This is a genomic window from Geodermatophilus sp. YIM 151500 (assembly GCF_025716945.1).
Taxonomy (GTDB): Bacteria; Actinomycetota; Actinomycetes; order Mycobacteriales; family Geodermatophilaceae; genus YIM-151500.
The window spans coordinates 607,506-617,547 of the sequence record NZ_JAOVZT010000001.1 but is presented as its reverse complement, the minus strand read 5'-3'; the positions used below and the strand labels follow the sequence as shown (position 1 = coordinate 617,547).

Here is a 10,042-nt window from a genome sequence, read left to right as displayed (position 1 = left end):
GACGCGGCCGGTGACGCGGCCGGTGACGCGGCCGGTGACGCGGCCGGTGACGCGGCCGGCGACGGAGCCCCGGGGCGCGAGCCCGTCAGCCGGAGGACGCCGTCCGCTCACCTGCGCGCACGGAGTCGATGAACTCCCGGATGACGGGGTAGACCTCGGCCTCCCAGCGGGATCCGCTGAAGACGCCGTAGTGGCCGACCCCGTTCTGCAGGTGGTGGCGCTTGCGGTCGTCCGGGATGCCGGTGCACAGCCGGTGGGCCGCCTCGGTCTGGCCGGGGGAGCAGATGTCGTCCTGCGCGCCCTCGACGGTGAGCAGCGCGGCGTTCCGGATGGCGCCGGGGTCGACCCGCTGCCCCCGCCAGGTGAAGCGCCCGAGGGCGAAGTCGTGCTGCTGGAAGATGCGGCCGACGGTCTCCAGGTAGAACTCCGCGGGGACGTCCATCACCGCGCCGTACTCGTCGTAGAAGGCGCGGGTGGCCGCGGCCGCGGCCGTGTTGCCGGCCACGAGGTCGCGGTAGAGCCGCGTGTGCGCGCTGAGGTGCCGCCGGGGGTTCATCGACATGAAGGCCGTCAGCTGCACGACCCCGGGGTAGACCCGCCGTCCCGCCCCCACGTAGCGGCCGGGCACGGTGTCGACGACCCGGCGCTCGAACCAGGAGAGCGGCTTGCCGGCGGCCGAGGTGTTGACCCGGTTCGGGTTGACCCGGGTGTCGACCGGGCCGGCCATGAGGGTGACGCTGCTGGGCTCGGCGGGGTCGCCCGCCGCGGCGAGCAGCGCGACCGCGGCCAGCACGGGGACGGCGGGCTGGCATACGGCCACGACGTGGGTGCCGGGGCCGAGGTGGCGCAGCGCCTGCATGACGTGCTCGATGTACTCGTCGAGGCCGAAGGGCCCGTGCGCGGCGGGGATGTCGCGCGCGTTGTGCCAGTCGATGACGTGCACGTCGTGGTCGGACAGCAGCGTGCGGATCGTCGGCCGGATGAGCGTCGTGAAGTGGCCGGACATGGGGCCGACGACCAGCACGCGGGGCTGGCCCGTCACCGACGGCTTGGTGAAGTGCAGCAGGGTGCCGAACGGCGTCGTCAGCACCGGGCGCTCGTAGACGTCGGCGTCGCGGTCGCCGACCGGCACGGTCTCGATGCCGAAGGCCGGGCGGTCGTGGGTGGGACGGGCCTTGGCCAGGATGGCGCAGGCGGCCCGTGCGTGACGGACGGCCGGCGTGCGGGCCAGCGGCGCGGGCAGGGCGTGCAGGGCCCGGGCGGTCAGCTCGGACGCCGCGACCACGGGCGCTCCCGCTCGACGGTTGACCTCGTACGCGGTGTAGAGCATCGGCCTGCCTGTCGAGAAGTCGGGGATCGGTGACTTAAGTCACTTGCGGGGAAACCTAACCGCAACACAGGACGGCGGCACGGCGGGACACGCGCGGCGGCGCATCGGGGCGTCCGTGGCCTCGTGCGGCGCCACTCCTGTCCGGGGAGGCGACAGCAGCCACTCCGGCCCCTCGGTGCGTCCCGCCGTCCGGGCTGACCTCGCCCGGCGGGCGGCCGGCGGGCCCTCACCCGCGCCGCCGCGGGTCAGGTGTCCGCGGGCTCGGCCCGCAGCCGGGCGACCAGCCCGGGCACGAGCTCGGCGCCCGCGGCGCCGACGGCGGCGGAGCCGAGCACGACCGACCAGGACACCGGGCCCAGCGGCGTGCAGCCGAAGAACCGGCTCACTCCGGGGGTCTGCACGATCCCCACCAGGACGGCGAGGGAGCCGGCGACGGTGGCCAGGACGAGCGGGCTGCGCCGTCCCGACCACGCGGTCTGCGCCAGCTGGGTGGCGATGAGCGCGGCCAGGCCCATCGTGCTGGCCCGGCCGCGGCGCAGCCCCGTCGTCCGGCCGACCACCCACGCGCCCGCGGCGCCGGTCGCCGTCGCAGCGCCGCGGACCAGCACCATGCGCCGGACCGCCCGGGTGAAGCCGCGGTGCGGGCCGGCCAGCAGCACGGCCGCGAGCGGGTGCCCGGCGAGAGGGCCGTCGTCGTCCTCGGCCGGGACGGGCCGCGGGGCGGCCACCGCGACGGCCAGCGCCGGGAACATGTCGGTGAGCAGGTTGACCAGCAGCAGCTGCCGGGTGCCAAGCGGCGCCCGGCCGCCGACGGCGGTGCCGAGCACGGTGAAGGCGACCTCACCGGCGTTGCCGCCGACCAGGATCGACACGGCGTCGCGGACGCGCGACCACATGGCCCGGCCCTCGGCGATGGCGTCGACCAGCCGAGTGAGGTCGAGGTCGGTGAGCACCAGGTCCGCGGCGGCGCGCGCGGCCGGGGACTCGGCGCCCTCGACACCGACGCCGACGTCGGCCAGCCGGATCGCCGCGGCGTCGTTGACCCCGTCGCCCGTCATCGCCAGCGTCGCCCCGGCCCGACGCAGCGCCGCCACGAGGGTCACCTTCTGCTCCGGGGAGAGCCGGGCGAAGACGGCGGTCTCGCGGACCATCCGGGCCCGCTCGGTGTCCGAGGCGTGGTCGAGCTGCGCGCCGGTGACCACCCGGTCGGCGTCGGGGACGCCGGCCTGGGCCGCGATGGCGCCGGCCGTCTCGGGGTGGTCGCCGGTGGCGACGGCCACCCGGACACCGGCGGCGCGCAGCTGCTCGATCGCGACCACCGAGGACGCGCGCAGCGTGTCGGACAGCCCGATCAGCCCGCGCAGGGTCAGCCCCGTGGCCGCGCCGTCGAGGTCCTCGGGCCGGCCGTCGACCTCCCGCTCGGCGACGGCGAGCACGCGCAGCCCCTCACCGGCCAGCTCCTGGACGCGGTCGCGCACGTCGGGTGCCCCGGCGCACCGGCGCAGCACGACCTCCGGAGCGCCCTTGACCACGAGCCGGCCGTCCCGCACCGCCGCGGAGAAGCCCCGGCCGGCGGCGAAGGGGAGGCTCGCGTCGGGCGGGCCGTCGCCGCGCACGCCGCGCGCGGACGCCGCGTCGCGCACCGCGCGGTCGGTCTCGTGCGCCTGGTCGTCCCCGTTGCCCATGCCGGCGGCGGCCAGCCGCAGCAGCTCCCGCTCGGCCGCACCGCCCGGGCTGCCGTCCGGGCTGCCGCCCGGGCCGCCGCCCGGGCCGGGGTCCGGGCCGATCGGGACGAGCCGGGCGACCCGCAGGCGGTTCTCGGTCAGCGTGCCGGTCTTGTCGAAGCAGACGGTGTCGACCCGGCCGAGCGCCTCCAGCACGCGCGCGCTGCGCACGACCGCCCCGCGCCGGGACAGCCGCCGGGCCGCGGCCTGCTGGGCGACCGTGGCGACCAGCGGCAGCCCCTCGGGGACGGCGGCGACCGCGATGGCCACCCCCGAGGCGACCGCCTCCCGCAGCGGGCGGCGCCACAGCACGCCCAGGGCGGTGACGGTCGCGCCGCCGGCGAGGGTGAGCGGCAGGACGGCGCGGGTGAGCTCGGCCAGCCGGGCCTGGACGCCGGCCGGCGGCGCGGCGCCCCCCGCGGCGCGGGCCGCCCGGCCGGCCTGGGTCGCCTGCCCGACGGCGACGACGACGGCCCGACCCCGGCCGGCGACGACCGTGGTGCCGTCGAAGAGCATGCAGGTGCGGTCGGCGACCGCGGCCCCCGGCGTCGCGGGCACCGACTTGGCGACCGACAGCGACTCGCCGGTGAGGTCGGACTCGTCCACCTCCAGGTCCTCGGCCGCCAGCAGGCGGGCGTCGGCGGGAACGACGTCCCCGGGCTGCACGTGGACGACGTCCCCGACGCGGACGGCGGTGGCGGGCACCTCCTCCCGGCCGCCACCATCGGTCTCGCGGCGCACGCAGTGCTCCTGCTCGAGCAGCAGCGCCTCCAGCGACCTCTCCGCCCGCAGCCGCTGCAGGCCGCTGACCAGGGCGTTGATGACGGTGACGCTGCCGACCAGGATCGCGTCGGTGGACTCGCCGAGGATGGCGGTCGCCGCCGCCCCGGTGGCCAGGACCGGGGTGAGCGGATCGGAGAGCTCGGCCGCGACCGTCCGCGCGAACCGCGCGGGCCCCCGGACGGCGGGCAGCCCGGCGGCCCGCCGGACGGGACGGAGCAGGGGGGCGCGCCGGGGCGCCGGCTCCTCGGGCACCTCGGTCAGCCGGCGCAGCACCTCGTCGGGCTCGAGCGCGTGCCACGGGGTGTGCACGACGGGCTCGGGCACGGGGCGGCCGGCGACCCGGACGGCGGTCCAGGTGCCGGCGGTCATGCTGGTGAGGGTCGCCCACTTGCCGGGGGTCGTGGCCTTGCGCTGCCCGTAGCGGGAGCTGCCGACGGCGGCGAGCAGGCCGCCGAGGACGTTGCCGGTCACCGACGTGCCGACCGCGCGCCGGCTGACCGCTTTCGCCTCGACGGTCGCGGCGACGATCCGGCAGGCGTCGGCCAGGCCCGGCGGCGTGATCAGGTCCGCTCCCCACGCCGGCGCGCGGCCGTCGAGGACGGGGGCCACCGCGACGTCGGCGGCCATCAGCGCCGGTCCGGCTCGGGCCGACACGAGCAGGACGCCGCGCCCGTCGGCCTGCAGCCGCCGGACCGTGCCGAGGAGGGGCTCACCGGCCGGGGGGAGCTCGTCGGCCACGCCGGCGATCTCGCGGGTGCCGACGTGGCGGGTGAGGACCAGCCGGTGCCCGGCGTCGGCGGCCGTGGTGAGCAGCGCCTCGGCGTGCGGGCCGAGCCCGGCGGCGACGACGACGGTGCCGACGCGGCGGCGGCCCCGGAGCAGCGAGCGGACCTCGCCGCCGGGCGCGTCGTCCGATCTCCGGGCGGGCCCGAGCCGGAGCCGCCCGGCGCCCTCACCGTCCGAGCGCCCGCCGCCCGAGCCGTCGCCCTGCGGTCCCGCGCCGTCCGCACCGCCGTCCGCCCCGCCGTCGGCACCGAGCAGGCGGGCGGCGGCCGTCCAGACCGCGGCGTCGTCCCAGCCGTCGGCCTCCGCGGTGGCCTCGACGACCTCCGGCGGGCCGGTGCACAGCGCGTCGGCGTCCACGACGACGGTGTCGACGCGGTCGAGCCGGCGGTAGGCGGAGCCGTCCATCGGGAGCACCCCGCGCCGGGACAGCAGCAGGTCGAGCGAGGCGGCGAAGGAGTCCCGACCCTGGGTGGCGGCCCGGGGCGTGAGCGCCTTGAGCAGGTCGGCGGAGCGACCGGGGCTGCCGGTGAGCGGCAGCAGGCCGAGGGCCGAGGCGAGCTCGGTGGGGCCCAGCCGGTCCCGGTAGGCCTCGACCGGGCCGGCGGGCAGCGGCACGGGACGCGGGCCGGGTGGCTGCAGGGGCTCGGCCGGGTCGTCGTCCGGTTCGGGGAGGCACAGTTCGCGTTCGCGGCGGCGCCAGACCTGGCGACGCGCGCGCACCTCCAGGGCCTCCTGGATCGCGGCGGCGGCGCTGAGGGCGGGCACGGTGGGGCTCTGGGTCAGGGAGTGCAGCAGCGCGCTGGTGCCGGCGAAGGCCAGGTCGGTGCCGGCCGGTCCGATGCGGTCGGCGATCGCCTGCTTGAGCCACTGCTGGGTGTCGAGCACCGCCATCACCAGGGTGATGTGCCGGCTGACAGGGGGGATCGGCAGCAGCTTCCCGGCGATGGACACGCCGACGGCCGCGGTGTCGACCACGGCGGCGAGGACGGCGGCCAGCAGCGGCTCGAGGTCGGCCGGGTGGTCGGGGCGTTGCGGGAAGACCTCCGTGCCGCCGCGGGCCTGCTCGATCTCGGTGACGACGCCGACGACGTCCTCGACGGTGACCCGCCGTGCGTCGACGGCCACCAGCACCCGGCCGACGACGTCGTTGACCGTGGCCCACTGGACGCCCTCCAGCCGCTCCAGGTGGCGGCGCAGGGCCCGGCGCACCTCCGGCGTCCCCTCGACGGCGGGGGCGGCGAACTCGACCTGGACGCGGTCCCCGTCGGCCCAGACCCGGCGGGTGTGGCGCGCCAGGGGCGGCTCGAGCAGCCCGTGCGCGGCGTCGACCAGGTCGTGCACGTGCCCCGCGGGCAGCGGATCGGCCCCGGTGACCAGGGTGCCGACGGCCCGGGTGCCCGACACCGCGGCCGACCTCGCGAGGTGCAGCGAGCCCCCGGCCAGGGCCGCGCCGGCCTCCACGGCGGCGCGGGCGACCCGGGTGGTGGCCGAGGCGGACCCGCCCACCAGCCCGGCGCCGACCACGACCGGGACGGCAGCCAGCGCCGCGGTATCGACGGCGAGGCGGGCGGCCTCGCGGACGGCGGTCCGGGCGGACGAGATCCGGCGGAGCAGAGCCATGCGACCCCCGTGACGACGGTCACAGGAACGGTACGTCGACGGGATGCTAGGGGACGGCCGCGTTCCCCCGATCGGGGGGCGGTGCGCCGCCCGGTGGGCCGGTGTGCGGCCGGCCGAGCGGGGAGCGTCAGACGGGGCCGGCGTCCGGAGGAGCGGCGTAGCCGGGCAGCCACCGCCGGACCTCGCCGTCGACGGCGACGGTGGCCCCCAGCGAGGAGAGGACCCCGGCCAGCCCGGTGGCCACGCGCACCAGCAGCAGGTGGCGCGGTGGGATGGTCAGCCGGCGCTGGGTGCGGGAGGTGGCGCCGAGCGGGTCGGAGGCGCGCCGGGTCTGTTCGGCCATCCAGCTCCGCGTGAACCGGTACGTCGGACCGCGCAGCGGCTCCAGGTAGGGGTCGAGCAGGTCGAGCAGGGCGGCCGGGGTGACCGCGGCGGGCGGCACCAGGCCCGCGGAGCTCGCGATGCGGTGCAGTGCCGCCGCGTCGGCGTCCCGGCCGGCCGCGAGCAACGCACCGAGCCGGGCCGGCCAGCCCTGCGGCAGCGCCTCGGTGGCGCCGAAGTCGAGGACGGCCAGCCGGCCGTCGGGGAGCAGCCGGAAGTTGCCCGGGTGGGGGTCGCCGTGCAGCCGTCGGGCGCGCACCGGGCCGGAGACCAGCAGGCGGACGAGCAGCAGCCCGGCCCGGTCCCGGTCGGGCCGGCTGCCGTCGGCGATGACCCGGGACAGCGGGGTGCCGTCGATCCACCGGGTGACGAGGACCTGGCCCTGCACGGCCAGGACGTCGGGGACGCAGATGTCGGGGTCGTCGCGGTAGGCGTCGGCGAAGGCGATCTGCGCGTCGGCCTCGACGACGTAGTCGACCTCCTCGGCGAGGTGCTCGTGCAGCACGGCGAACAGCTGACGGGCGTCGAGGCCGGGCGCGGCCACGGAGATGAGCGGCGTGAGCGTCCGGAGCATGGTCAGGTCGGTGATGAGCGCGTCGCCGGCGCCCGGGTACTGGATCTTCACGGCCACCGGCGTGCCGTCGTCCCAGGTGGCGCGGTGCACCTGCCCGATGCTGGCCGCCGCGACCGGCCGCTCGTCGAAGTCGCGGAACAGCCGCCGCCACCGCCGCCCGAACGACGCCTCGAGCTGGTCGTGCACCATCGGCGCCGGTAGGGCCGGCGCCGCCTCCTGCAACCGGACCAGCGCCTCGCGGTAGGGGCCGACCAGCTGCTCGGGAAGCGCGGCCTCCATCGCCGACATCGCCTGGCCGACCTTCATCGCGCCGCCCTTGAGCTGGCCGAGCGTGGCGAACAGCTGCTCGGCGGTGCGCTGCTGCAGCTGCGCGGCGACGACCTCGGCGGGGCGGCCGCCGATCCGCTTGCCGAGGCCGACGGCGGTGCGCCCGGCGTAGGCGGCCGGGAGCGCGGCCAGCCGGGCCGCCCGGGCCAGGCGCCCCCGCGTCGGCCCGCCGTCCTCCGAGGAGCCCACCGGCGGACGGTAGCGCCGGCAGGCCCCCGCGACGAGGCCGTCCGGTCGCGGTCCGAGCGCGCACACTGCGATCCCGAACCGGCACCGAAGTGAAAAACCTGCACTGGAATATCGATCAGGTGTTGACTGAGTGAAGAACTTCACTATGGTGGTGGTCACTGACGCCGTACCCGGAGGTCGCATCCCGATGGCACTGCCGAACGAGCCGCAGCCCGCGGTCCCGGCCATCGGCGCGATGCTCCAGGACCTGGGCGCCCGGATCCGCTCCCTGCGCAAGGAGCGGGACCTGACGCTCGAGCGGCTCGGTGAGCTGTCCGGCCTGAGTGTCGGGATTGTGAGCCAGATCGAGCGCGGCCGGGGCAACCCGAGCTTCGCCACGCTCGTCCAGCTGGCGCACGGTCTGGACATCCCGGTCGGCCGGCTGCTGTACGTGTCCGACCAGACGCGGTCGCCGGTGGTCCGCCGGGGCGAGCGGCGCCGGCTGGACGGCCACGGGCTCGGTTACGACGACGGCGGGCTGTACGAGCTGCTCACCCCCGACTTCTCCGGCGCGCTGGAGGTCGTGTGGGTAGAGACCCCGCCCGGCTACGACACGAGCGCGACCCCGTACAAGCACAACGGCGAGGAGTTCGGGCTGGTGATCGAGGGCCGGGTCGTCGTCCACCTGGACGGCGTCCCGCACGAGCTCGGCCCGGGCGACTCGATCCGGTACGACTCGACCGTCCCCCACTGGTACAGCAACCCCGGCCCGGACGTGCACCGGGCCGTCTGGGTGATCACGCCACCCACCTGGTGATCCGAGGACGGCGGGCTTCCTCCCCGCCGTCCGCAGGCCTGGCGGCGCAGCCGTCGGTCCCCAACTCCATCCAGTCCCTGACACCGCGACGCCGGTCCCGGGGCGATCCGTCCTGCCCGACGAGGCCGGGACGACGCCTGCGCCGGCGAGCCGCGGCGATCCCGCGCAGCCATGATGCGCACGAGGAGATCCGGTATGTCCGTCGAGGCACCCGTTCCGACCCGCACCCCACCCGCGGCACCCGCCGACGGGATCCCCGCCGTCGCGCCACCGACCACCACCCGCCGGGCCCTGCTGGGCCTGGGCCTGGGCAACACGCTGGAGTGGTACGACTGGATGATCTTCGGGCTGCTGGCCGCCCTGATCGGCCCGCAGTTCTTCCCGTCCGGCGACCCGGTCGCGGCCACGCTGTCCGCGCTCGCCGTGTTCGCCGTCGGCTTCGCCGTCCGCCCGCTCGGCGGCGTGCTGCTCGGCACCGTCGCCGACAAGATCGGCCGCCGCCGGGTGATGCTCTGGTCGATCGGCGCGATGGCCGCGACCACGCTGGTCATCGCCGTGCTGCCGACCTACGCGAGCATCGGCCTCTGGGCCGGCGTCGTGCTGCTGGTCTGCCGCCTGGTCCAGGGGGCGTCCACCGGCATCGAGGCGCCGCTGTCCACCGCGTACGCGGTGGAGCTGAGCCCCGCCGGGCGGGAGGGCCGCGCTGCCGGGCTGATGAGCTTCTTCGTCAACCTCGGCATCCTGCTGGCCTCGCTGGTCAGCTTCCTGACCAGCCTCGTCATCGGCGCCGACGCCATGCTCGAGTGGGGTTGGCGCGTCCCGTTCGCCTTCGGCGCGGCGCTCGGTGTCGTCGTCATCTGGCTGCGCCGTGCGCTGCCGGAGTCGCTGACCGAGGAGGACAAGACCGAGGCGCGCGACCAGGGCAACACCATCTGGGGCGGCATGCGCAAGCACTGGCTGGGCCTGGTCGCCATCGTCTTCGTCGTCGGCGCCGCGCAGGCCTACAACTACGCGTGGAACGTCGGCCTGCCGAGCCTGGCCCGCGGCTCCTTCGGCGAGGACCCGACCTGGGTCTTCGCGATCACCACCGCGCTGGCCGTCGTCCTGCTGATCGGCTCGCCGCTGACCGGGATGCTCGCCGACCGCGCCACCCTGTCGAAGACGTTCGTGATCACCCGGCTGATGGCCATCCCGACCATCTTCCTGATCCTGCTCTACAGCGAGCCCGGCATCCTCGGCTTCGCCGGCGTCATCCTCGGCGGCTCGGTCGTGCTGGTGCTCAACATGACCCTCTACAACGTCGTCGCGACGTCGCTGATGCCGAAGTACTGCCGGGGCACCGGCGTGGCCCTGGGCTACGGCATCGCCGTCGCGGTCTTCGGCGGCACCGCGTCCTACCTGCTGGTCTGGCTGCAGAACGCCGGTCTCGACTGGGTGTTCCCGGTGTACGTCGCCGTCCTGTCCGCGATCAGCGTGGTGGCCTACCTCGCCGCCCGCCGGTCCAGCGGCACCTTCTGCGGGAAGTGAGCTCC

Annotated in this window: 5 protein-coding genes; 2 read left to right on the top strand and 3 right to left on the bottom strand. The window is 76.6% G+C overall.

Going from position 1 to position 10,042, the window contains the following annotated elements:
• Window positions 1-85 precede the first annotated feature (85 nt).
• The 3 genes from phaZ to OF117_RS02810 all read right to left on the bottom strand — a co-directional run bounded on the left by phaZ (window position 86) and on the right by OF117_RS02810 (window position 7,714).
• Window positions 86-1,330 carry a polyhydroxyalkanoate depolymerase gene (gene phaZ, locus OF117_RS02820; protein WP_263551265.1) on the bottom strand — a complete coding sequence of 415 codons (1,245 nt, stop codon included), beginning with the start codon at window positions 1,328-1,330 and terminating at the stop codon, window positions 86-88.
• Window positions 1,331-1,575: 245 nt separating this feature from the next.
• Window positions 1,576-6,243 carry a cation-translocating P-type ATPase gene (locus tag OF117_RS02815; RefSeq protein ID WP_263551264.1) on the bottom strand — a complete coding sequence of 1,556 codons (4,668 nt, stop codon included), beginning with the start codon at window positions 6,241-6,243 and terminating at the stop codon, window positions 1,576-1,578.
• Window positions 6,244-6,370: 127 nt separating this feature from the next.
• Window positions 6,371-7,714 carry an ABC1 kinase family protein gene (locus OF117_RS02810; protein WP_263551263.1) on the bottom strand — a complete coding sequence of 448 codons (1,344 nt, stop codon included), beginning with the start codon at window positions 7,712-7,714 and terminating at the stop codon, window positions 6,371-6,373.
• Between the two features lie 187 nt (window positions 7,715-7,901).
• Here OF117_RS02810 and OF117_RS02805 point away from each other — a divergent pair, with 187 nt between their 5' ends.
• Window positions 7,902-8,510: a helix-turn-helix domain-containing protein gene (locus OF117_RS02805; RefSeq protein WP_263551262.1), complete on the top strand. Its 609-nt coding sequence runs from the start codon at window positions 7,902-7,904 to the stop codon at window positions 8,508-8,510.
• Window positions 8,511-8,705: 195 nt separating this feature from the next.
• The gene (locus OF117_RS02800) at window positions 8,706-10,037 is read left to right on the top strand and encodes an MFS transporter (protein ID WP_263551261.1); all 1,332 of its coding nucleotides are present in this window, start codon (window positions 8,706-8,708) and stop codon (window positions 10,035-10,037) included.
• The last annotated feature ends 5 nt before the right edge of the window (window positions 10,038-10,042 follow it).

Bases quoted from the DNA above. Each gene is read 5' to 3' on its own strand.
- phaZ (WP_263551265.1), bottom strand. From the start codon at position 1,330: ATGCTCTACACCGCGTACGAGGTCAACCGTCGAGCGGGAGCGCCCGTG.
- OF117_RS02815 (WP_263551264.1), bottom strand. From the start codon at position 6,243: ATGGCTCTGCTCCGCCGGATCTCGTCCGCCCGGACCGCCGTCCGCGAG.
- OF117_RS02805 (WP_263551262.1), top strand. From the start codon at position 7,902: ATGGCACTGCCGAACGAGCCGCAGCCCGCGGTCCCGGCCATCGGCGCG.
- OF117_RS02800 (WP_263551261.1), top strand. From the start codon at position 8,706: ATGTCCGTCGAGGCACCCGTTCCGACCCGCACCCCACCCGCGGCACCC.